A 22,387-nucleotide genomic window follows, 5' to 3' on the forward strand; every position below is an offset into this window, starting at 1 on the left:
TGACGGCGGACCGCACAGGACGCGACGAAGAGAAGAGGTTCCCCATGGAGATCCGCATCGGTGTGCAGCACGTCGGCCGCGAGGTCGTCATCGACAGCGAGCAGTCGGCGGACGAGGTCCGCTCCCTCGTGGACGCCGCCGTCGCCGACGGCACCCCGCTGGTCCTGGCGGACGCCAAGGGCCGCCAGGTGGTCGTCCCCGGCGACCGCATCGGCTTCGTGGAGATCGGCGCGAAGAAGTCGGGCCCGCTCGGGTTCGCCGCCTCCTGACCCGCCCGCACGCCCCGGTGATCCGCCGGGGCGTGCGTCGTCTCGGCCCCTGCCCAGGAGCATCGCCATGTCGCCTCACGCCCTCGGCCTCCGCGGCCCCGCCGACCCGGCCCTGCTCGAGCGTCTCGCCGCCCTGTGGACGGAGCTCGAGTTGCCGCCGGCCTTCCCCGCCCCCGTCCTGGCCGAGGCGGAGGCGGCCGCGCGTGAGGTGCACGCGGGCCTGACCGGGAGCCCGGACCACGCGGACCGCACGGCCCTGCCGTTTGTCACCGTGGATCCCGCCGGCTCCACGGACCTGGACCAGGCCCTGCTCCTGACCCCCGCCGACGACGACGGCATCCTCGTCCGCTACGCGATCGCGGACGTGCCCGCCTTCGTGGCCCCGGGCGGCGCCGTGGACGCCGAGGCCCGCCGCCGCGGCCAGACCGTCTACCTGCCCGACGGCCGGGTCCCCCTGCACCCGGAGGTGCTGAGCGAGGACGCCGCCTCCCTGCTGCCCGACCGCGAGCGCCCGGCGTTCGTCTGGACGTTCCTGCTGGACGCCGCGGGCGTCGTCGTCGAGACCGGCCTCGAACGCGCCCGCGTCCGCTCCCGGGCGCAGCTGACCTACGGGCAGGTGCAGGCCTTCCTCGACGCACAGCCGGGGGCGCAGGCGCCGACGACGCCGCGTCCCGGGGTCACCGACGCGGACCGGGCCGCCGCCGAGGGGTGGCCGGCCGAGGTGCGCGACTCGCTGGCGCTGCTGCCGGAGGTGGGCCGACGGCGGGCCGCGCAGGAGGCCGCCCGCGGCGGTGCCTCCCTGAACCTGCCGGACCAGGAGGTCCGTGTCACCGAGGACGGGGCGCACGAGCTCGTGCACCGGGCGCCGCTGCCGGCGGAGGAGCACAACGCCCAGCTCTCCCTGCTGACCGGCATGGCCGCGGCCGAGCTGATGCTGGCCGCCGGGGTCGGGATCCTGCGCACGATGCCGGCGCCGGACGCCGACGCCGTCGCCGCCTTCCGAGAGCGCACGCGCGCCCTGGGCGCCCCGTGGGACGAGGGCCAGGACTACGGCGCCTACCTGCGTTCCCTCGACCCCGCCGACGCGCGGCACCTGGCGGTGCTGCACGCGGCCACCGGGCTGTTCCGCGGCGCCGGGTACACGGCCTTCGACGCGCAGACCGAGGACCCGGGCCTGCGCACGCCGCCGGACGAACCGGCCCAGGCCGCGCTCGCCGCCCCCTACGCCCACGCCACCGCTCCGCTGCGCCGGCTCGTGGACCGCTTCGTCCTGGCCCTGTGCCACGCCCACGCCGTCGGCGCCCCCGCCCCCGCGTGGGTCCGCAGCGCCCTGCCCGAGCTGCCCGCCCTCATGGCGGACTCGTCGCGCCGGGCTTCGGCCGCGAGCCGGACGGCGGCGGACCTCGTGGAGGCGGCGGCGCTCGAGTCCCGCGTCGGCGCGGAGCTCGAGGGGATCGCGGTGCGCGAGGCGAAGGACGGCACGGAGGTGTGGCTGCTCGACCCGGCCGTGAGCCTGCGGGTGCCGGGCGGCGTCCCGGCGGGCACCCGGGTGCGCGTGCGGATCGAGGGCGTGGACCGTGCCTCGGGTGCGATCATGGCCGCGGGGGTAGACTGGCCGCACAGCTCACGCTGACCCAGGATGACCGGTCGCTCTCTGATCACCCTGACCCGCCGCCCGCGCCCCTGACGCCCGGGACGGCACCATGACCTGCCGGATCCGGCACGGCCCGCCGCGTACGGCGCGCCCGGCCCGGTTCCACGGGGCGCCGCCCGTCGGCCGCTCCGCGTGCTTGCCTCGCGATCGGCTTCCGCTTGAACCGCGCGCACGGCGGAGCCGGGCCTTCCGCCCGCCGTGACGACGCCTGACCAGGAACGCGAGTCGCCATGACCCAGAACTCCGAGCACACCCCCGCCTCCGCCGATCTCGACCCGACGGTCGCCGCGATCGCGGAGGACATCGTCACCGAGGACGCCGCCCCCGTGGCCCCCGAGCAGACCTTCGCCGACTTCGGGGTGCACCCCGCGATCGTCGAGGCCTTGGAGGCCAAGGGCATCGTCCACCCCTTCCCCATCCAGGCCATGACCCTGCCGGTCGCCCTCGGCGGCCACGACATCATCGGCCAGGCCAAGACCGGCACCGGCAAGACCCTCGGCTTCGGCATCCCCGCGCTACAGCGCGCCATCGGCCCGGGCGAGCCCGGCTGGGACGGCCTCGAGGCCAAGGGCACCGCGGGCGCCCCGCAGGCCCTGATCGTCGCCCCGACGCGCGAGCTCGCCGTCCAGGTGGCCGGCGACCTCACGGCCGCCGCGGCCCGGCGCCCCCTGCGCATCGCCACCATCTACGGCGGCCGCGCCTACGAGCCGCAGATCGAGGAGCTGCAGCGCGGCGTCGAGATCGTCGTCGGCACCCCCGGCCGCCTCATCGACCTGATGCGCCAGCGCCACCTGCGCCTGGACCTGGTGAACACGGTGGTGCTGGACGAGGCCGACGAGATGCTGGACCTCGGCTTCCTCCCCGACGTCGAGACCCTGCTCGCCGCCGTCCCGGCCGTGCGTCAGACCATGCTGTTCTCGGCCACCATGCCGGGTCCCGTGGTCGCGATGGCGCGCCGCTACATGACGCAGCCGACCCACATCCGCGCGGCGGACCCGGAGGACGAGGGCCTGACGAAGAAGGACATCCGTCAGCTCGTCTACCGCGCCCACCACATGGACAAGGACGAGCTCGTGGCCCGCGCCCTGCAGGCCGAGGGCCGCGGCCGGACCATCATCTTCACGCGCACCAAGCGCACGGCCGCTCGCGTGGCGGACGAGCTGACGGCGCGCGGCTTCGCGGCCGGCGCGCTGCACGGCGACCTCGGCCAGGGCGCCCGCGAGCAGGCGCTGCGCGCGTTCCGCAACGGCAAGGTGGACATCCTCGTGGCCACCGACGTCGCGGCGCGCGGCATCGACGTCGACGACGTCACGCACGTGTTCAACTTCCAGGCGCCGGAGGACGAGAAGACCTACGTGCACCGCGTGGGCCGCACGGGCCGCGCCGGCAACAAGGGCGTGGCGGTGACCCTCGTGGACTGGGAGGACATGCCGCGCTGGTCCCTGATCGACAAGGCGCTCGGCCTCGGCCAGCCCGAGCCGGTGGAGACCTACTCCTCCTCCCCGCACCTGTTCTCCGACCTCGGCATCCCGAAGGGCACGAAGGGCCGTCTGCCGCAGGCCAAGCGCGTGCTCGAGGGCCTCGAGGGCGAGACGCTCGAGGACCTCGGCGGCCCCGAGGCGAAGCAGCGCGACGGCGGCCGCGGACGGGGTCGCGAGGGCGGTCGGTCCCGCGACGGCGAGCGCGGCGGCCGTGAGGGCGGCCGCGGCGGACGTGGCGGACGGAACCGGGGCGGCCGCTCCGGCGAGGGCCGCGACGATGCACGCGGCGGAGGCCGCGGCGAGCGCTCGGCCCGCGGGCGTGGTGAGGTACCCGCCGAGCAGCGCGCCGAGGGCCGGGGCCGTGGTCGCGGCGAGGGCCGCGAGCGCACCGCCTCGCGCTCCGAGGCCCCCGCAGCCCGGACGCCGGAGCCGGTGGCCGGCGTCGAGCTGACGGAGGCCCGCCGGGCCGAGCGCGCCGAGGCGCGGGCCGAGGCCCGTCGTCGCCGGGGCGGCCGCACCCGCACGCGCCGCCGCAACGGCGAGGTCGTGGACGGCTGACCCTCCCTTCCGGGCCCCCGGGAGTCTTCTGCGCGAATGACCCTTCTGACCGCCGTGCAGGCGGCCGGAAGGGTCATTCGCGCAACGGATCCTCCGCCGTCGCCCCGGCCGTCCGGGCTCAGCCGCGGATGATCGCCGTGCCGGTGCCCTGCCGCTCGATCTCGGCGAGCACCTCCGCGCCCGTGGTGTGCTCGCCGATCGGATTGGGCTTGCCCGTGCCGTGGTAGTCGGACGAGCCGGTGACGAACAGCCCGTGCCGGTCCGCGAACGCGCGCAGCCAGGTGCGCTCCTCCGCCGGGTTGTCCCGGTGCTCGACCTCGACCCCCGCCAGTCCGGCCTCGGCCATCTGCTCGAACACCTCGTCGCCCACCACGCGGCCCCGCATGCGCGCCCGGGGATGCGCGAACACCGGCACCCCGCCGGCGGCCCGGATGAGCGCGACCGCCTCGGCCGGGTCCGGGGCGAAGTGCGGCACGTAGTACTTGGACCGGCCGGCGAGGATCTCCCGGAACGCCGCGGAGCGGTCCGGGACGGCCCCGATCGTCACGAGGGCGTCGGCCAGGTGGGGCCGGCCGATCGTCGCGTTCTCCGCCGCGTGCTCCTGGACCAGCTCCCACGTGATCGGGAAGTCCGCGCCCAGGCGCCGCACCATCTCCTGCGCCCGGATCAGCCTCGCGTCGCGGGCCAGGCCGACCTCCCGCAGCAGGGCGGGGTCCTCGGGGTCGTGCAGGTAGCTGAGCACGTGCACGCTCACGCCGTCGGCGGAGGTGCAGGACATCTCCATGCCGGGCACGAGCGTCAGCCCGGTCTCCCGCGCGGCGTGGGCGGCCTCGGCCCAGCCGGCGGTCGTGTCGTGGTCGGTGAGCGCGAGGCCGTCCAGCCCGGCCCGCGCCGCCGCACGCACCACGTCGGCCGGCGGCTCGGTGCCGTCGGACTCGGTCGAGTGCGTGTGCAGGTCGTAGCGGGCCATGGCGGCCATGGTACCGAGACCCGCGCGCGGCGGCCCCGACCTGCCCGCGCCCACCGGTGCCATGATGGAGGGCATGACCGATGCCGCACAGCACCCCGCCCAGACCACCCCCGACCAGCCCGCCGCCGCCCCCGAGGCGGGCGCCGACGGCACCGGCGCGGTGAACCCCCAGCCGCTGGCCGAGCGCGTCGACAACCGCTCGCAGCGCCCCGCCTCGAACGCCTTCCGCGACTTCATGGCCTCCGACTGGGCGCCCTCGTCGCAGGCCCTGCCCGACCCCGACGCCTCGGCCCCGTACGCCGCCCGGCGGCGGGCCGCCGTGTCCGCGCGCTTCCCGGGCGAGCGGATCGTGGTGCCGGCCGGCCGCCTCAAGGTCCGCTCGAACGACACCGACTACCGCTTCCGCGCGCACTCCGCGTTTGCCCACCTGACGGGCCTCGGCGTGGACCACGAGCCGGACGCCGTGCTCGTGCTCGAGCCCACGGACCCGGGCGCCGGCGACGACGGCACGGACCACACCGCCACCCTGTACTTCCGTCCCCTGGCCGGCCGGGACACCGAGCAGTTCTACGCGGACTCGCGCTCGGGTGAGTTCTGGATCGGCCCCCGTCCGACCCTGGCCGGCCTGGCCGCCCGCACGGGTCTGCGCACGGCGGGGCTCGAGGAGCTCGAGTCCGCCGTCACCAAGAACGTGGCCGCGGACGGCACCGCGGTGCGGCTGCTGGCCGAGACCGACCAGGACGTGGACGCGCTGCTGGCCGCCGTCCGGACCGAGGCCGGCGTGGACCTGGCCGCCGCGGCCGAGGCCGACGCCCAGACCGCCGAGTTCCTCTCCGAGCTGCGCCTGGTCAAGGACGCGTGGGAGGTCGAGCGGATGCGCGCCTCGGTGGCCGCCACGATCGCGGGCTTCGAGGACGTCGTGCGGGCCCTGCCGCGCGCCGTGGGCCACGACCGCGGCGAGCGCGTGGTCGAGGGCGCCTTCTTCGCCCGCGCCCGCCTCGAGGGCAACGACCTGGGCTACGACACGATCGCGGCCTCCGGCAACAACGCCACGATCCTGCACTGGATCCGCAACACGGGCGCCGTGCGCCCGGGTGAGCTGCTGCTGCTCGACGCCGGCGTCGAGGACGACTCCCTCTACACCGCGGACATCACCCGCACCCTGCCCGTGTCCGGCACGTTCACGGACGTGCAGCGCCGCATCTACCAGGCGGTCCTCGACGCCGCGGACGCCGCCTTCGCGATCGTGCGCCCCGGCATCCGGTTCCGCGAGCTCCACGCCGAGGCCATGCGGGTGCTCGTCGACCGCCTCGACGGCTGGGGCCTGCTGCCGGTCTCGGCCGAGGTCGCGCTATCGGACGAGGGCCAGCACCACCGGCGCTGGATGCCCCACGGCACCTCGCACCACCTCGGCCTCGACGTGCACGACTGCGCGCAGGCCAAGCGGGAGCTCTACCTGGACGGCGTGCTCGAGCCGGGCATGGTCTTCACGATCGAGCCGGGTCTGTACTTCAAGGAGGAGGACCTGGCCGTCCCCGAGGAGTACCGCGGCATCGGCGTGCGCATCGAGGACGACATCCTCGTGACCGAGGACGGGGCCGAGAACCTCTCCGCGGTCCTCCCCCGCACCCCGGACGAGATCGAGGCCTGGATGGCGCGGCTCCAGGCGTGATCCGGCGCGGAGGGCGCCCCTAGGGTTCGGACCATGGGTATCGACCTGACCACCGAGCTCACCGCCCTCCGCGACCGCCTCCTCTCCGCCGAGGCGGAGCACGCCGACCTCATCTCCCGCGTCCGGGAGCGCCACCGGGCCTCGGCCCGGAACCTCGTGCACTACGTCGCCCTGCGCGGCACCGACCTGCGGCCCCTGCAGGAGGCGCTGAGCGACGCCGGACTGTCCTCTCTGGGCCGCATGGAGGCCGGCGTGCTGGGCCACGTGGACGCGGTGCTGGCCGCCGCCCGCGCGCTCGACGGCGACCCCGCCCCCGCGCCCGAGGACGACGCCCTGACCTCCGCCGAGGGCCGCGCCATCCTCGCCCGCAACGCGGCGAGCCTGCTCGGTCCGGCCCGCGGCGACCGGGACGCGCGCATCATGGTGACCATGCCCTCCGAGGCCGCCACGGACCCGGAGCTCGTGGCCCGGATCGCCGAGGCCGGCATGGACCTGGCGCGCGTGAACTGCGCCCACGACGACGAGCAGGCGTGGGCCGCCATGATCGCGGCGGTCCGCCGGTGTGCCGGTGCGGGCCGGCCCGCACCCCTGGTCGCGATGGACCTGGCCGGGCCGAAGGTGCGCACCGGCCCCATCGAGCCGGGACCGCGCGTCGTGAAGGTGAAGCCCGCCCGGGACCCCTCCGGGATCGTCACCGAGCCCTCCCGCGTGTGGCTCGCCGCCGGGCCCCACGACGCCGTGGCCACAGCGGACCGGCCGGACGGCGCCGTCGTCGTGCCGCTCGCGGACCCGGAGGGGACGACCCTGGCGGTCCTGCAGCGCGGCGACGAGATCGAGCTGACCGACGCGCGTGGCGCTCACCGCAGGCTCGAGGTCGAGCAGGTGGACGGCGAGGGCGTGCTCGTGCAGGCGGACAAGACGGTCTACTGGGCGACGGGCACGGCGCTGACGACGCCGCACGGGCCGCTCGAGGTCGGGCCGCTGCCCCCGCTCGAGCAGTCCATGCGCGTGCACGAGGGCGAGGAGATCGTGCTGGCCCGCTCGCTCGAGCCGGTCCCCGCGGTCGACACGCCGCCCTACCGGATCGGCCTCACCCTGGCGCAGGCGTTCGCGGACGCGGCGGTCGGCGACCGGGTCTCCCTCGACGACGGGCGGATCGGCGCGCGGATCACGGCGGTGTCCGACGACGAGATCACCCTCGAGGTGACCCAGGCCGGCCCGCGCGGGGCGAAGCTCAAGGCGGAGAAGGGCGTGAACTTCCCGGACACGCACCTGGACATCCCGGCCCTCACGGACGAGGACCTCGCCCACATCCCGTTCGCGGCCCGCCACGCGGACATGGTGAACATGTCCTTCGTCCGCTCGGCCGAGGACGTGGCCCAGCTGATCGACGCGCTCGAGGCCGAGGACGCGCCGGACGTGGACATCACGCTGAAGATCGAGACGGTGGAGGCCTTCCGGCAGCTGCCGCGGATGCTGCTCGAGGCGATGCGCTGGCGGGACGTCGGGGTGATGATCGCCCGGGGCGACCTGGCGGTGGAGGCCGGCTTCGCACGGATGGCCGAGCTGCAGGAGGAGATCCTGTGGCTGTGCGAGGCGGCGCACGTGCCCGCGATCTGGGCCACCCAGGTCCTCGAGTCCCTCGCCAAGACCGGCCTGCCCTCACGGGCGGAGATCACGGACGCCGCGATGGCGCAGCGGGCCGAGGCCGCGATGCTGAACAAGGGCCCGTACATCGACCGCGCCGTCACCGTCCTCGGCGACATCCTGGGCCGGATGCACGGTCATGCGAGCAAGAAGCGCGACATGCTCCGGCGACTCGAGTCCTGGTCCCTCTGACGGGGCTCAGCCGCGCGGTTCGTCCTGGGGCCGGGGCGGGTGGCCGCCGCGCGCCTCGATGAGCTTGGCGACCTCCTCCGGGGGCAGGGTCACGCCGTAGGAGCGGTCCAGGCCGGTGGGCGCGGTGTCCGCCTCCGGAGTGGGCCGGGCCGACGCCTCGGGCCCGCCGGGGGCCGGCGCCGCGTGGGACCCGCCCGACGACGGCGCGGCGGCCGGGGTGGCCTGCACGGACCCGCCCCCGGCCTCCTCCGCGGCGGGGGCGGGCGCCGGCTGCGGGGCCGGCTGCGGCGTCGGGGCCGCGGCACCGCCCAGGCCCAGCTCCTGGCGGGCGCGGGCGGCGTGGTCGAACGCGACCACGAGGTCGAAGGCCGTCGGCACGACGGCCTGCGAGGACGCGAAGCCGTGCTGGCCCCGACGCATCGCGAAGCCGATCACGCCGAAGATCAGCCACACCGCCAGGCCCAGCAGCATGGAGGTGAGGATCTGCCCCGGGCCGGCCTCGGGGGCCAGCAGGTAGAGGAACATGCCGATCAGTCCGCCGAAGAACACGCCGCGCACACCCGCGGACAACGCCACCTGGGCGTAGTTCAGCCGGCCGCGCACCCGCTCCACGACCCGCAGGTCCTTGCCCACGATCGACACGGCGCTCACGGGGAAGTCCGTGGCGGCGAGGCGGTCCACCTGCTCGCGCGCCTGCGCGTAGGTGGCGTAGGTGGCCAGCAGCTCTCCGCGGGGCAGGCCCTGCTCGGCGCCGGGCTGAGGGTTGGACATCATGAACGACATGGACCCATTGTGCCCGGCCCGGCGCCCGGGCGGGCGGCGGTCCGCCGTACGCGGACACGGAGCCGCGGTCCGGCACGCCGTAGGCTGGGTCGGTGAGCTCCCCCAAGATCTTCGTGGCCCGCCTGCTGGGCCTGGACGTCTTCGACCCCCTCGGCGACCGCCTGGGACGGCTGCGCGACGTCGTCGTGCTGGACCGCGGCCCCGCCGCAGCCCCGTTCGCCACCGGCCTCGTGATCGAGGTCCCCGGCAAGAAGCGCGTCTTCGTCCCGATGACGCGGGTGACGTCCATGGACTCGGGCCGGATCATCACGACCGGGCTGATCAACCTGCGCCGGTTCTCCCGCCGTGGCGCCGAGCAGATGGTGGCCGCCGACCTCTTCGACCGGAAGGTGCGCCTCTCCGACGGGTCGGGCGAGGCCTTCCTGGAGGACATCGGGCTGGAGCAGCAGCGCAACGGCGACTGGCTGGTCTCGGACCTGTACGTGCGCCGCATCGTCGGCCGCGGCCCCTTCGGCCGCGCCCAGCGGGGCGAGCACCTCCTGCTGAACTGGGACGAGGCCCGCTGGACGGCGCAGGCCGACCCGCAGGGGGCCACGAGCTTCCTCGCCGCGCACGAGGACCTCAAGCCCGCCGACCTGGCGGACATGCTCCACGACATGTCGGAGAAGCGCCGCGTCGAGGTCGCCAGGGAGCTGCAGAACGAACGCCTCGCGGACGTGCTCCAGGAGCTGCCCGACGACGACCAGGTGCAGATCCTCTCCCAGCTGGACATCGACCGCGCCGCCGACGTCCTGGAGGAGATGGACCCGGACGACGCGGCGGACCTGCTCCACGAGCTGCCCGACTCCCAGCAGGAGCTGCTGCTCGAACGCATGGAGCCGGAGGACGCCGAGGACGTCCGGCGCCTGCTCGAGTACGAGGAGGGCACGGCGGGCTCGCTCATGACCCCCGTGCCGGTCATCCTCCCCCCGGAGGCCACCGTGGCCGAGGCCATGGCGACCATCCGACAGCAGGAGATCTCCCCCGCGCTGGCCTCGCTCGTGATCGTGGCCCGGCCGCCGTTGGAGACGCCGACGGGCCGGTTCCTCGGCGTCGTCCACTTCCAGCGCCTGCTGCGGTACCCGCCGCCGGAGGCGATCGGCAACATCATGGACAAGGATCTCGAGGCCGTCTCGGACCTCGCCCCCATCGCCCACGTGACCCGCGAGCTCGCGACCTACAACCTCACGTGCATCCCCGTGGTGAACGAGCAGGACCGCGTCGTCGGGGCTGTGAGCGTGGACGACCTGCTCGACCACATCCTGCCCGACGACTGGCGGGCCATGGACCTCGACGACGCCGAGACCCGCCCCGCAACCTGACCCCGCGGCCCGCCGCCGCACGACACCGGAGGTGTGAGCATGACCCAGACCGCGCGATACCTGCGCCCGGGCCGCGGCACCGGCCTGGACACCCCGCTGAGCGCCAGCGGGCGCCGCGTGCCCCGGCTGGCCCCGAACCCGGACGCCTTCGGCGAGGCCACCGAGGGCATCGCCCGCTTCATGGGCACCCCGCAGTTCCTCGTCTGGATGACGCTGTTCTGCGCCGCCTGGCTGGGCTGGAACACGTTCGGCCCGATGGAGTGGCGGTTCGACTCCGCCGAGCTCGGCTTCACCGCGCTCACGCTCATGCTCTCCCTCCAGGCGTCCTACGCCGCACCCCTGCTCCTGCTGGCGCAGAACCGCCAGGACGACCGGGACAAGGTCGCGCTGCGCGAGGACCGTGACCGCGCCGAGCGCAACCTCGCCGACACCGAGTTCCTCACCCGCGAGATCGCCGGTCTGCGGCTGGCCGTCCAGGAGGTCGCCACGCGCGACTTCGTGCGCGGCGAGCTGCGCGGCGTCCAGGACGACCTCAGGGACGACCTCCGCGAGGCGCTGCGCGCCGAGCTCCGGGAGGAGATCCGGGAGGAGATCCGGGAGGAGCTGCGCGCCGGCCTCCCGGGCGCCGAGGCCCAGCCCCGCAAGAACAAGAAGACCAAGGGCCGCGGCCGGGATGCGCGGCGCGGCGACGCCGGCGCCGAGCCCACGACCACCACGCTCGCCACCCTCGCGGCGCAGGAGGCCCGCGAGGCCGGGGGGTCCGGTCCGGTGACCGGCCCCGCCGGCGGTGCGGGCCCGGTGGACGGGGGCGGCCGATGAGCGCCCTGGGCCTGCCCGTGCCCGAGGTCCGCACCGACCTCGAGCGCCGGGTGCTGGAGCGGCTCGCCACGGTCCAGGACCCCGAGATCCGCCGCCCGATCACCGACCTCGGCATGGTGGAGTCGGTCGTGGAGACCGCCCCGGGCGTCGTCGAGGTCGCGGTGCTGCTCACGATCGCCGCGTGCCCCCTGCGCGGGACGATCCAGACGGACGTGGCCGCCGCCGTCGCCGACGTGCCCGGCTGCGGGTCCGTGGACGTGCGCGTCGGGGTCATGGAGCCCGAGCGCCGCCTGGCGCTGCAGGACGCCCTGCGCGCGGCCCGGCCGACGAACCCGTTCGGGAAGGACACGCTCACGCGCGTCCTCGCGGTGGCCTCGGGCAAGGGCGGCGTGGGCAAGTCCTCGGTCACGGCCAACCTCGCGGTCGCGCTCGCCGCGCGCGGGCTCGCCGTCGGCCTGATCGACGCGGACGTGCACGGCTACTCCATCCCCGGGCTCCTGGGCGTGACCGCCACCCCGACCAAGCTGGACCGGATGATCCTGCCACCCGTGGTGCGGGACGTGAAGGTCATCTCGATCGGCATGTTCCTCGACGCGGACCGGCCGGTGGCCTGGCGCGGGCCGATGCTGCACCGCGCGCTCGAGCAGTTCGTCACGGACGTGCACTGGGGCGACCTGGACGTGCTGCTCGTGGACCTGCCCCCGGGCACCGGGGACATCGCGATCTCGACGGCGCAGCTGCTGCCCGCCTCGGAGCTGCTCGTGGTGACCACGCCGCAGCACGCCGCCGCGCAGGTGGCCGCGCGCGCCGGTCAGCTGGCGGAGCAGACGGGGCAGACCGTGGCCGGCGTCGTGGAGAACATGGGGCCGATGACCCTGCCGGACGGCACCGTGCTGGATGTGTTCGGGACCGGCGGCGGTGCCGAGGTGGCGGAGCGGCTGTCCGGGGTGCTGGACACGCAGGTGCCGCTGCTGGGCACCGTCCCCCTGGACCCGGCGCTGCGCGCGGGCGGCGACGCCGGCGAACCCGTGGTGGTGTCCGCGCCGGAGAGCCCCGCGGGCCGGGCGCTGACGCAGATCGCGCAGCGGCTGGCCGTGCGGCCGCGCGGGCTGGCCGGGCGGCCGCTGCCGTTCACCCCGCGCTGACCTCGGGTGCCGGCGCCCCGGCCGGGGCACCCGACGCGCGCGACGGCGTCAGGTCGCGTCGACGTCGAAGGGGGCGGGTGCCAGCCCGAGCAGCTCGAGTGGGTCCGGTGCGGTCTCCACGGCGGCAGGACGCTCCTCGGCGAGGGCCTCGGCGCGGCCGGAGGCCATCAGGGCTGCGGCGGCGCCGCCCACGGCGGCCGCCCCGGCGGCGGGCGCGGTCGACCGGGTCTGTGCGGCGGCACCGGACTCCGCGGCGGCGGTGCTGCCGGCCCCGGCGGGGCGGCGGAAGAGCGTGCGCGGATCCATGTCCGCCAGGTCCTGGCGGGTGAGGCCGCCGTGCACGTCCTCGGCGCTGACGCCCGTCGCCTGCGCCGCCCGGGACGCGGGCGTGGACGAGCCGCCGGCAGGCTCGCGGAGCGCGTCGCGGATGATGCGGCGCGGGTCGTACTGGCGGGGGTCGTACTTGCGCCAGTCCACCTCGTCGAAGTCCGTGCCGGTCTCCTCCTTGAACTGCGCCTTGGCACCCTCGGCCTTGTCGCGCATGACGCGCAGCCAGTCGGTGAAGGCGCGCGTGTACTCGGGGAGCTTCTCCGGCCCGAGGATGACGATCGCGAGCACCGCCAAGATGATGAACTCGCCGCCGTTGATACCAAACACCCTCCCAACTCTACTAGAGCGGCACCGCCCCACAGCCCGGAGCCGCGGGGGCGGGGCGGCTCAGCCGCGGGGGCGCGGCACGGCGTCCGCGATGCGTTCGAGGCCTCGCTCGAGGCGTTCCTCGACGGCGTCGCCGCCGCCCAGCTCGAGCACCCGTGCCCGCTCGGAGACCAGCAGGTGGGTGAGGACCGCGTCGGCGCGCTCGTCCGGCAGGCTGGCCTCCACGCGGTAGGCGGCCTGGGGCGTGGTCAGCTCGGCCGTCCAGCCGTCCTGCTCCCCCGCCGGGACGATCCGGTAGACGCCGCCGCCGGCCAGCCGACGCTCCTGTGCCCCCGTGCTCAGGGGCGCGGTCGAGGCACAGCCCTCCGGGGTGGCTCCCTCGATCCGGGGTCGGCACTCGCGGACGGTCACGGTCGGCTCGTCCCGGCCCCAGCCGACGACGACCTCCACGTCCTCGGCCGTCTGGGTGGTGTCCACGGTGAGCGGCTCCAGTCCGGCCCCCACGAGGGAGGGCACCGTCCAGCCCTGACCCCGCAGCTCCGCGACGGTGCCGCGCCGGTCCGTCGACGCGGTCCCGGCCGCCGGCAGGGCGACGGTGTCCGTCGGGGCCGTGCGCTGGGCCGTGGTGCGGGGCGCGCCGGCCACCCAGACCGCGGTGAACAGCCCGCCGAGCAGGACGACGAAGGTCAGCAGCCCCACCACCAGGCGGCCGGAGACGCCGCGGGCGCGCAGCACCGGGGCGACGACGGCGCCGGCCGGACGCTGGTGCACCGTGCGGGCGGCGTCGAGCACGCGGGCCCGGGCCTGGACGGTGGCGCGGCACTCGGGGCAGCGGTCCAGGTGGCGGGCGATGCGCGCCCGGGACGCGGCGGGGAGGGAGCCCTCGAGGTAGGCGTCCATGTGGCGCTGGGTGTGTCGACGTCCCATGCGGCCACCTCCTCGGTCCTCGCGTCCTCGGTCCGGCGAACGGCCTCCCGCACGGCGGGAGCCGGTTCGTGCCGTGTCCCATCATCGGCCCGCCTCCTGGGAGAACACTGGGTCGCGGCCGCGTGCCGGCCCGTACACTGGCCCGCGTCGCCCGTGCCGCGGGCGAGGTCCCGCCGTCGTCGTCCCGGAGTCAGCCATGAGCGCCCTGCAGCCCCAGCCCACCGACAAGCACGCGTCCTGGGCCTGGTCGGAGAGCCGGGCCACCGAGGACGACGTCGTCCTGCGCGCCCGCGAGCGCGCCGCCGAGCTGGACGTGCCGCCGGTGAGCGAGGGGACGGCGGCCCTGTTGACGGTGCTGGCGGCCACGCGTGCCCCCGCGGCGGTCGTGGAAGTGGGCACGGGCGCCGGCGTCTCGGGCCTCGCCCTGATGCGCGGTCTGCCCGAGCGCACGGTCCTCACCACCGTCGATCCGGACGCGGAGGCCCAGCGTGCGGCCCGCGAGGCGTTCTCGGAGGCCCGCCTGCCCACGAGCCGCACCCGCATGATCACGGGGCGCTCCCGGCTCGTCCTCCCCCGGCTCACGAGCGGCGCCTACGAGATGGTCCTGGTGGACGGGGACCCGGCCGCGCGTCAGTTCGACGTCGAGCAGGCCGCGCGCATGCTCGCCCCCGGCGGCGTGCTCGTCGTGGTGGACGCCCTCGACGGCGACCGCGTTCCCCGGCCCGCCGTGCGCGACGAGTCCACCGTGTCCGCCCGGGCGGTGGACCGCCTCATCCGGGAGGACGAGCACTGGCTGTCCGCCGTCGTCCCCTCCGGCACGGGCGTGCTGATCGCGGTGCGCCGCTGATCCGCGGCGTCGCCGGGGACGCGGACGCCCCGCGCACCGTCACGGTGCGCGGGGCGTCCGCGTCGAAGGGGTCCGGGCTCAGGCCTGGATGACGCCCTCGAGGCACTCCTTGAGCTCGCGGGCCTCGTCCGCGTTGATCTCCAGCACGAGACGGCCGCCGCCGTCGATCGGCACGCGCATGATCAGGCTGCGCCCCTCCTTGGTCACTTCCATGGGACCGTCCCCGGTGCGGGGCTTCATGGCGGCCATTGCGACTTCCCTTCTGGATGATGTTCCCGTCACGGCGTCCGGTGACCGCGGGAGCGGGCACTGACCGGACGCCTCCGGCGCCCCCGCACGCGGGCGTGCGCGAGGCCGGTCACATCACCATTATCGCGGATTCCGCGTGCTCGCGCCAAACGATGGCCCGCACCGAGCCCGGCCCGCGACTCAGGCGCGCCCCGCCGGATCGCCCCGGGAGGGGTCGGCGGCCTCGAGCTCGGCCACCCGGGCCCGCAGCGCGGTCGCCTCGTCCTCACGTTCCGCGAGGGCGTCCCGCAGCCGCAGCAGGACGGCGTCCACCTGGTCCCGCTGGTAGCCGGGCACCGCGACGGCCAGCCGCAGCAGGTCCACATCCGCCGCGCGCGGCCGCTCGGGCAGCAGCACGGGGTGCCCGGGCGTCCGTCCGGCCGGGTCGCCGGCCCGGAGCGTGAGCCGGCCCGCGAGGGCGGCGGCCAGGGCCGCCAGCACGACGACGAGCACGGCCACCAGGACGATCCACTGCGGCCCGCTCACGTGTCGGCCCTCCCCGCCGAGCAGAGCACGCACGCGACGGCCTCCTCGGCCGTGTCCACGAGCTGGACGAGGTCCGGGTCCTCGGGCGAGATCATGCCGCGCTCCACGAGCGTGCCGCGGATCCAGTCCACGAGCGGGCCCCAGAAGCCGCGGTCCACGAGGACCACGGGGAAGCGGGTGACGGTGCCGGTCTGCACGAGGGTGAGGGCCTCGAAGAGCTCGTCCAGGGTGCCGAGGCCGCCGGGCAGCACGACGAAGCCCTGCGCGTACTTGAGGAACATGACCTTGCGGACGAAGAAGTAGCGGAAGTCCACGCCCACGTGCACCCAGGGGTTCAGACCGGTCTCGAACGGCAGGTCGATCCCCAGGCCCACGGACTCTCCACCGGCCTCGTGGGCGCCCCGGTTGGCGGCCGCCATGGCGCCGGGCCCCCCGCCGGTGATGACCGTGTACCCGGCCCGGGCCAGGCGGGTCCCGACCTCGTGGGCCAGGACGTACTCGGCGCTGCCCTCGGGCGTGCGCGCCGAGCCGAACACGGAGACCGCGGGACCCAGCCCCGCCAGAGTGCCGAAGCCCTCGACGAACTCGGCCTGGATGCGCAGGACACGCCAGGCCTCGGACGTCGTCGAGGCGACGTCGGCGGCGGGGCGTGCGGCGTCGCCGGGCCGCCGGCCGTCGAGGAGGAGCTGGTCGAACGTGGGGGTGCGCGCCGCCTCCCCGCGCAGGACCTGCCCGCCGCGGCGGACGCGCTGGGGCTTGGCGGCGACGTCGCCGCCCGAGGGGTGCTCATGTGGGGCCATGGCGCCAGCCTAACGAGCCGGCGGGCCGCCGGGGCCGGCGTCGCACGGCGCACCGCGCCGGGTGTGGCGTGCGCTATATTCCACTGGCATGACGCAGATCACGCCTGAGCAGCCCCACGGCGCCCACCTCCCCGACGAGGCCGGTGTGCGGCGCCGTCGCGGTGCCGCGGGCGATGACCTGATCGTCCTTGAGGGCGTCAACAAGCACTTCGGCGACTTCCACGCCCTCCGACAGATCGACCTGCGGATCCCGCGCGGCCAGGTGGCGATCGTCCTCGGCCCGTCCGGCTCCGGCAAGTCGACGCTGTGCCGCACGATCAACCGGCTCGAGACCATCGACGACGACGGCGGCCGCATCCTGATCGACGGGCGGCCGCTCCCCACCGAGGGCAGACAGCTCGCCCAGCTGCGCGCCGAGATCGGCATGGTCTTCCAGTCCTTCAACCTCTTCGCGCACAAGTCGATCCTGGAGAACGTGACCCTCGGGCCCATCAAGGTGAAGGGCAAGCGCCGGGCGGACGCCGAGCGGCACGCCATGGAGCTGCTCGAGCGCGTGGGCGTGGCCCAGCAGGCGAGGAAGATGCCGGCCCAGCTCTCCGGCGGGCAGCAGCAGCGCGTGGCCATCGCCCGTGCCCTGGCGATGGAGCCGAAGGCCCTGCTCTTCGACGAGCCGACCTCCGCCCTCGACCCCGAGATGGTGCAGGAGGTCCTCGACGTCATGGTCCAGCTCGCCGAGGGCGGCATGACCATGGTCGTGGTCACCCATGAGATGGGCTTCGCCCGCAAGGCCGGGGACCGCGTGGTCTTCATGGCCGACGGCGCCATCCTCGAGGACACCGACCCCGACACCTTCTTCACGAACCCCCGACACGAGCGTGCCCAGGACTTCCTGGGCAAGATCCTCGCGCACTGACCCCGTCACCCGTCGCACCCCACCGCACCGAACCAGAGGAGAGCACCATGCTCCGCACGAAGCTCCTGACCCTGTCCGCCGTCACCGCCGCGGCCGCGCTGTCCCTCACCGCCTGCGCGCCGTCGTCCTCGCAGGGCGGCGGTGGCGACGCCGCCGGCTCGTCCTCGGCCGGCGAGTCGACGTCGTCCGGCTCCGGCGAGAGCCTGCGCATCGGCATCAAGTTCGACCAGCCGGGCCTGGGCTACCGCGAGGGCTCGGCCCAGCCCACCGGCTTCGACACGGACGTGGCCCGCTACGTGGCGGACAAGCTCGGCGTGGCCGAGCAGGACATCGAGTGGGTCCAGACCCCGTCTGCGAACCGGGAGAACGCCCTGGAGAACGGCGAGGTCGACATGATCTTCGCGACGTACTCCATCACGGACGCCCGCAAGGAGCGCGTCGCCTTCGCGGGCCCGTACTTCGTGGCCGGCCAGGACCTGCTGGTCCGCGCGGACGACACCGCGATCACCGGCCCCGAGTCCCTCGACGGGAAGAACCTCTGCTCCGTCACCGGCTCCACCTCGGCCCAGAAGATCAAGGACCAGTTCGCCTCCGGCGTGAACCTGGTGGAGCAGGGCGGCTACGCCGAATGCGTGACCTACCTCGAGTCCGGCCAGGTGGACGCCGTGACCACGGACGACATCATCCTCGCGGGCCTGGCCGCCGCCGACGCCAACAAGGGCAAGTTCAAGGTCGTCGGCAACACCTTCACCACGGAGCGCTACGGCGTCGGCCTGCCGAAGGACTCGGAGCGCTGCGAGGACATCAACGAGGCGATCAAGGAGATGAAGGACTCCGGCGAGTGGAAGAAGGCCCTCGAGTCCAACACCGAGGGCACGGGCTACACCTACGACGAGACGCTGAACTCCGGCGAGGACGCTGAGTTCGAGCCCTGCGCCTGACGGCCTCCTGCGCCGGGTGGGCCGAGGGCGTGACCTGAACCGTCACCCTCGGCCCGCCCGGCGGCTCCCCTGCCCGTCAGCCCTGTCCCGACCCTCGGAGAAGACATGGAATCGATCTCCTCGCTCCTCGCGGACTACGGCGCGGACATCCCGCTCGCGTTCTGGACGAACATCAGGCTCGCGTTCCTCGCGACCCTCGGCTCGTTCGCCCTCGGCGTGGTGCTCGCCCTGTTCCGCATCTCGCCCGTCCCCTCGCTGCGCGCCCTCGGCACCGGCTACGTCAACGTGGTCCGCAACACCCCGCTGACGATCATCATGCTGCTCGGCGTGCTCGCCGTCTGGGGGCAGCTGAAGGTCAGCTTCTCGTCCGACTTCACGCTGAACTTCTTCATCTACGCCGTGATCGCGCTCTCGCTCTACCACGCGGCGTTCATGTGCGAGGCGATCCGCTCCGGCGTCAACACCGTCCCGCTCGGGCAGGCCGAGGCCGCCCGCTCCATCGGCCTGGGCTTCCTGCCCGCGGCCCGCCACGTGATCCTGCCCCAGGCGCTGCGCGGGGCCATCACCCCGCTCGGCAACACCGTGATCGCGCTGACCAAGAACACCACCGTCGCCGCCGCGGCGTCGGTGGCGGAGGCCTCGGGCCTGATGAAGCGCATGATCGAGTTCAGCCCGGACGTGATGGTGGCGATCTTCCTGACCTTCGCGATCGGCTTCTGCCTGATCGTCATCCCCATCGGCCTGCTGACCACGTGGGCCTCGGAGAAGTGGGCGGTGGCCCGATGAGTGCCCAGGCCTCCGTCCTCTTCGACGCCCCGGGTCCGATCGCCCGCCGGCGGATCCTCCTCGCCAACCTCGTCTCCCTCGCCGCGGTGTTGGTCGTGGCGGTGCTCGTGCTGATCCAGATGAACGCCACCGGCCAGCTCTCCGGCCGCCGCTGGCTGGCCGCCGTCGACGGCGACGCGTGGCGGAACTACTACCTGCCGGGCCTGCAGTTCACCCTGCAGTCCGCGGGCATCGCCGTGGTCACCTCCGTGGTGTTCGGCCTGGTGTTCGGCTTCCTGCGGCTGGCCCCGTTCGGCCCGATGCGCTGGCTGGCCGCCGTCGTCGTCGAGTTCTTCCGGGCCGTGCCGGTGCTCGTGATGATGGTGTTCTTCTACCAGCTGTTCGCGCAGGTCGCGCGCACCGGGGCGATCCAGCCCCAGGACGGCCCGTACTACGCGGTGATCGCGGCGCTGACCCTGTACAACGGGTCCGTGATCGCGGAGCTGGTGCGCTCCGGGGTGCGCTCGCTGCCGCGCGGCCAGCGCGAGGCGGCCGCGGCGGTGGGCATGACGAGCATGCAGTCCCTGCGGCTCGTGGAGGTGCCCCAGGCCCTCATCGCCATGCTGCCCTCACTGCTGAGCCAGTTCGTGGTGATCCTCAAGGACTCGGCGCTGGGCTACCTCATCGGCTTCTTCGAACTCCTGCAGTACGCCCGCCAGCTCGGCTCCGGCAACGGCAACATCCTGCAGTCCCTCGTGGTGGCCGCGGTGATCTTCATCGTCATCAACTTCCTCCTCACCTGGGCGGCCACCCGGCTCTCGCGCCGGCTGTCGTCGCGGACGGCCGGCGACGCCAGCACCCCCACGACCCCGCTCGTCGGGGCGTCCACGGCCACGGCGGCCTGACCCGGCGGAGCCGCGGCGGGCCCGCGGGTCCGGCGGGTGGCGGCGGCCGACGGCCGGTGGCCGGTGGCCGGTGGCGGCCGACGTCGTCGGGTCAGCCGGCCAGCCAGGCCGCGAGCGCCGCGAGGCACGCGTGGACCGCCTCGCGGGGCACGTGCTCGTCGTCCGTGTGGGCCAGGAGGGCGTCGCCGGGGCCGAAGTTGACCGCGGGCACGCCCAGCTGCGAGAACCGCGCCACGTCCGTCCACCCGTACTTGGGCTGGGGCTCTCCCCCGACGGCGGCGACGAACGCGGCGGCGGCCGGCCGGTCCAGACCGGGGCGGGCGGCGGGCGAGGCGTCGTCGATCCGCACCTGGGCGTCCCAGTCCACGCCGGCCCCCTCCAGCACCGCGCGGACGTGCGCGTGGGCCTGCTCGAGGGTCTTGTCCGGAGCGAACCGGTAGTTCAGGTCCACGGACGCCTCGTCCGGGATGACGTTGCCCGCGACGCCGCCGGTCACGCGGATCGCGTGGAGCCCCTCGCGGTACTCCAGGCCCTCCACCGTGACCGTGGCCGGCTCGTACGCCGCCAGGGCGGTGAGCACGGGGGCCAGCTTGTGGATCGCGTTGTCGCCGCGCCAGGCGCGGCCCGAGTGCGCCGCGACACCGGGGAAGGTGACGCGGTACCGGCACGTGCCGTTGCAGCCGCCCTCCACGACGCCGTCGGTCGGCTCGAGCAGCACCGCGAAGTCGCCCTCCAGCAGCTCGGGGGCCTGGCGGGCCACGCGGGCGAGGCCCGAGAGGTCCGAGGCGACCTCCTCGTGGTCGTAGAACACCCACGTGACGTCGTGCACGGGCGTGGGGCCGTCCTCGCGGCCGAAGCGACCGGCCAGGGCCAGCTGCACGGCGACGCCGGACTTCATGTCCACGGCCCCGCGGCCATACAGCACGTCCCCGTCCCACGCCGCGGGCACGGTCCCGCGCGAGCCCGGCACGGTGGGCAGGGGCACCGTGTCCAGGTGCCCGGCCAGGATCACGCGGGTCGGCCGCCCCAGAGCGGTGCGGGCGACGACGGCGTCCCCGAACCGCCGCACCTCGAGGCCGCCGAGGGCGCACAGGGCCTGCTCGACGGCGTCGGCCAGCGGCCCCTCCTCCCCCGAGACGGAGCGCACGTCCAGCAGGGTGGCGGTGAGCGCCGCGACGTCGAGGTCCGGATCGGCGAGGTCGGGCAGGGTGTTGGGGGTGAGACTCATGTGTCCAGTCTACGGACGCGCCTCCCGCCGCCCTGCAGCGGGCCCCGGCCGCTCAGTAGGCTGAGGCGCATGACCCAGACCGCTGCACAGCAGCCCTCCCCCCGTCTCGTCTCCGGCCACGGCCTGGCCACCACGGCCGCCGACGGCGCCGTCCTGGACGTGTGGTTCCCCGCCCCCGTGACCGGTCCGCTCTCCGCCGCGGACGCCTCGCTGCGCGACACCCTGCGCGCCCTCGCCGCGGACGACGCGGACCGCGGGACCACGCAGGCCGTCGTCGAGCTGGAAGTCGACCTGGACGCCGCCCCGGCCTCCACCGCGGACGCGTGGCTGCGCCTGCACGCCCTCTCGCACCGCCTGGCGCGGCCGAACGAGCTCAACCTCGACGGCGTCTTCGGGCTGCTCACCAACGTGGTGTGGACGAACCACGGACCCTGCGCGGTCGCCGACTTCGAGCTGACGCGGGCGAGGCTGCGTGCCCGCGGCGCCGTGCAGGTGTACGGCGTGGACAAGTTCCCGCGCATGACGGACTACGTCGTGCCCTCCGGGGTGCGCATCGGCGACGCGGACCGGGTGCGCCTGGGCGCCCACCTGGCCGAGGGGACGACCGTGATGCACGAGGGCTTCGTGAACTTCAACGCGGGCACCCTGGGGCACTCGATGGTGGAGGGCCGGATCTCGGCCGGCGTCGTGGTGGGCGATGGGTCCGACGTCGGAGGCGGCGCGTCCATCATGGGCACGCTCTCCGGCGGCGGCACCCAGCGGATCGTGATCGGCGAGCACGTGCTGCTCGGCGCGAACTCCGGCGTGGGCATCTCCGTCGGCGACGACTGCGTGGTCGAGGCCGGTCTGTACGTCACCGCCGGCACGCGCGTGAGCGTGCTGCAGGACGGCGAGGCGGCGCGGACCGTGAAGGCCGTGGACCTCTCCGGCGTGCCGAACCTGCTGTTCCGCCGCAACTCCACCACGGGCGGGGTCGAGGCCCTCCCCCGCGCCGGCCGGACCGTCGAACTGAACGCGGCGCTGCACGCGAACTGACCCGGCGCGGCCGGCCCGCGGCCCGCGACCCTTCCCGCTTGCCG

Annotated in this window: 22 protein-coding genes; 14 read left to right on the plus strand and 8 right to left on the minus strand. The window is 74.9% G+C overall.

The features are described from left to right. Window positions 1-44 precede the first annotated feature (44 nt). The 3 genes from AUV08_RS01795 to AUV08_RS01805 all read left to right on the plus strand — a co-directional run bounded on the left by AUV08_RS01795 (window position 45) and on the right by AUV08_RS01805 (window position 3,962). Window positions 45-269, plus strand: a complete 225-nt coding sequence (locus AUV08_RS01795) for a DUF3107 domain-containing protein (protein WP_002854967.1) — start codon at window positions 45-47, stop codon at window positions 267-269. 67 nt (window positions 270-336) lie between these two features. Further along, complete coding sequence (locus tag AUV08_RS01800) at window positions 337-1,902, plus strand: RNB domain-containing ribonuclease (protein ID WP_061867029.1); 1,566 nt, start codon at window positions 337-339, stop codon at window positions 1,900-1,902. A 251-nt stretch (window positions 1,903-2,153) separates the two neighbouring features. Continuing rightward, window positions 2,154-3,962, plus strand: a complete 1,809-nt coding sequence (locus AUV08_RS01805) for a DEAD/DEAH box helicase (RefSeq protein ID WP_061867030.1) — start codon at window positions 2,154-2,156, stop codon at window positions 3,960-3,962. A 118-nt stretch (window positions 3,963-4,080) separates the two neighbouring features. Here the strand turns inward: AUV08_RS01805 and AUV08_RS01810 are convergent, their stop codons facing one another. Then, entirely contained in the window at window positions 4,081-4,941 is an 861-nt protein-coding gene (locus AUV08_RS01810) for a PHP domain-containing protein (RefSeq protein ID WP_049147253.1), read from the minus strand. A gap of 64 nt (window positions 4,942-5,005) precedes the next feature. On the opposite strand from AUV08_RS01810, the gene AUV08_RS01815 reads away from it, so the two are divergent. Continuing rightward, window positions 5,006-6,604, plus strand: a complete 1,599-nt coding sequence (locus AUV08_RS01815) for an aminopeptidase P family protein (protein WP_061867031.1) — start codon at window positions 5,006-5,008, stop codon at window positions 6,602-6,604. Window positions 6,605-6,637: 33 nt separating this feature from the next. Further along, window positions 6,638-8,443: a pyruvate kinase gene (locus AUV08_RS01820; protein ID WP_061867032.1), complete on the plus strand. Its 1,806-nt coding sequence runs from the start codon at window positions 6,638-6,640 to the stop codon at window positions 8,441-8,443. A gap of 6 nt (window positions 8,444-8,449) precedes the next feature. Here the strand turns inward: AUV08_RS01820 and AUV08_RS01825 are convergent, their stop codons facing one another. Next, window positions 8,450-9,226, minus strand: a complete 777-nt coding sequence (locus AUV08_RS01825) for a general stress protein (RefSeq protein ID WP_061873074.1) — start codon at window positions 9,224-9,226, stop codon at window positions 8,450-8,452. Window positions 9,227-9,318: 92 nt separating this feature from the next. Here AUV08_RS01825 and AUV08_RS01830 point away from each other — a divergent pair, with 92 nt between their 5' ends. From AUV08_RS01830 to AUV08_RS01840, 3 genes are read left to right on the plus strand one after another with little or no spacing between them, the layout of a single operon-like run. Then, window positions 9,319-10,587, plus strand: a complete 1,269-nt coding sequence (locus AUV08_RS01830; protein ID WP_010080556.1) for a magnesium transporter MgtE N-terminal domain-containing protein — start codon at window positions 9,319-9,321, stop codon at window positions 10,585-10,587. A gap of 39 nt (window positions 10,588-10,626) precedes the next feature. Beyond that, a complete protein-coding gene (locus AUV08_RS01835) occupies window positions 10,627-11,406 on the plus strand; it encodes a DUF1003 domain-containing protein (RefSeq protein WP_061867034.1) in 780 nt (259 codons plus the stop codon). After that, entirely contained in the window at window positions 11,403-12,551 is a 1,149-nt protein-coding gene (locus AUV08_RS01840; protein ID WP_061867035.1) for an Mrp/NBP35 family ATP-binding protein, read from the plus strand. Before AUV08_RS01835 ends, AUV08_RS01840 begins: the two co-directional genes overlap by 4 nt. Before the next feature lie 48 nt (window positions 12,552-12,599). Here the strand turns inward: AUV08_RS01840 and AUV08_RS01845 are convergent, their stop codons facing one another. Together AUV08_RS01845 and AUV08_RS01850 are read right to left on the minus strand one after the other, a co-directional pair. Then, on the minus strand, window positions 12,600-13,208 hold the full coding sequence (locus AUV08_RS01845; RefSeq protein ID WP_049147241.1) for a twin-arginine translocase TatA/TatE family subunit: 609 nt from the start codon (window positions 13,206-13,208) through the stop codon (window positions 12,600-12,602). A 60-nt stretch (window positions 13,209-13,268) separates the two neighbouring features. Continuing rightward, window positions 13,269-14,135, minus strand: coding sequence for an anti-sigma factor (locus AUV08_RS01850; protein ID WP_061867036.1), 867 nt, complete (start codon window positions 14,133-14,135; stop codon window positions 13,269-13,271). 196 nt (window positions 14,136-14,331) lie between these two features. On the opposite strand from AUV08_RS01850, the gene AUV08_RS01855 reads away from it, so the two are divergent. Then, window positions 14,332-14,982, plus strand: a complete 651-nt coding sequence (locus tag AUV08_RS01855) for an O-methyltransferase (RefSeq protein WP_036316483.1) — start codon at window positions 14,332-14,334, stop codon at window positions 14,980-14,982. Between the two features lie 78 nt (window positions 14,983-15,060). Here the strand turns inward: AUV08_RS01855 and AUV08_RS11680 are convergent, their stop codons facing one another. The 3 genes from AUV08_RS11680 to AUV08_RS01865 form a co-directional block, all read right to left on the minus strand. Continuing rightward, window positions 15,061-15,231, minus strand: a complete 171-nt coding sequence (locus AUV08_RS11680; protein ID WP_002855133.1) for a DUF3117 domain-containing protein — start codon at window positions 15,229-15,231, stop codon at window positions 15,061-15,063. 180 nt (window positions 15,232-15,411) lie between these two features. Then, the gene (locus AUV08_RS01860; RefSeq protein WP_061867175.1) at window positions 15,412-15,756 is read right to left on the minus strand and encodes a hypothetical protein; all 345 of its coding nucleotides are present in this window, start codon (window positions 15,754-15,756) and stop codon (window positions 15,412-15,414) included. After that, window positions 15,753-16,556: a TIGR00730 family Rossman fold protein gene (locus AUV08_RS01865; RefSeq protein WP_061867038.1), complete on the minus strand. Its 804-nt coding sequence runs from the start codon at window positions 16,554-16,556 to the stop codon at window positions 15,753-15,755. Before AUV08_RS01865 ends, AUV08_RS01860 begins: the two co-directional genes overlap by 4 nt. A gap of 178 nt (window positions 16,557-16,734) precedes the next feature. On the opposite strand from AUV08_RS01865, the gene AUV08_RS01870 reads away from it, so the two are divergent. The 4 genes from AUV08_RS01870 to AUV08_RS01885 all read left to right on the plus strand — a co-directional run bounded on the left by AUV08_RS01870 (window position 16,735) and on the right by AUV08_RS01885 (window position 20,080). Next, window positions 16,735-17,469, plus strand: a complete 735-nt coding sequence (locus tag AUV08_RS01870) for an amino acid ABC transporter ATP-binding protein (protein ID WP_179288613.1) — start codon at window positions 16,735-16,737, stop codon at window positions 17,467-17,469. Between the two features lie 47 nt (window positions 17,470-17,516). Then, window positions 17,517-18,410, plus strand: a complete 894-nt coding sequence (locus AUV08_RS01875; RefSeq protein ID WP_041105310.1) for a glutamate ABC transporter substrate-binding protein — start codon at window positions 17,517-17,519, stop codon at window positions 18,408-18,410. A 105-nt stretch (window positions 18,411-18,515) separates the two neighbouring features. Next, window positions 18,516-19,196 (plus strand): amino acid ABC transporter permease, encoded by a 681-nt coding sequence (locus AUV08_RS01880; RefSeq protein WP_036316476.1) that lies wholly within the window; start codon window positions 18,516-18,518, stop codon window positions 19,194-19,196. Further along, a complete protein-coding gene (locus AUV08_RS01885; protein WP_061867039.1) occupies window positions 19,193-20,080 on the plus strand; it encodes an amino acid ABC transporter permease in 888 nt (295 codons plus the stop codon). The genes AUV08_RS01880 and AUV08_RS01885 overlap by 4 nt, the downstream gene beginning before the upstream one ends. A gap of 91 nt (window positions 20,081-20,171) precedes the next feature. On the opposite strand, the gene dapE is transcribed toward AUV08_RS01885, so the two are convergent. Continuing rightward, a complete protein-coding gene (gene dapE, locus AUV08_RS01890; protein ID WP_061867040.1) occupies window positions 20,172-21,308 on the minus strand; it encodes a succinyl-diaminopimelate desuccinylase in 1,137 nt (378 codons plus the stop codon). Window positions 21,309-21,377: 69 nt separating this feature from the next. On the opposite strand from dapE, the gene dapD reads away from it, so the two are divergent. Beyond that, window positions 21,378-22,343 carry a 2,3,4,5-tetrahydropyridine-2,6-dicarboxylate N-succinyltransferase gene (dapD, locus tag AUV08_RS01895; protein ID WP_061867041.1) on the plus strand — a complete coding sequence of 322 codons (966 nt, stop codon included), beginning with the start codon at window positions 21,378-21,380 and terminating at the stop codon, window positions 22,341-22,343. The last annotated feature ends 44 nt before the right edge of the window (window positions 22,344-22,387 follow it).

It is taken from the genome of Micrococcus sp. CH7 (genome assembly GCF_001595485.1).
Classification (GTDB): Bacteria; Actinomycetota; Actinomycetes; order Actinomycetales; family Micrococcaceae; genus Micrococcus; species Micrococcus luteus.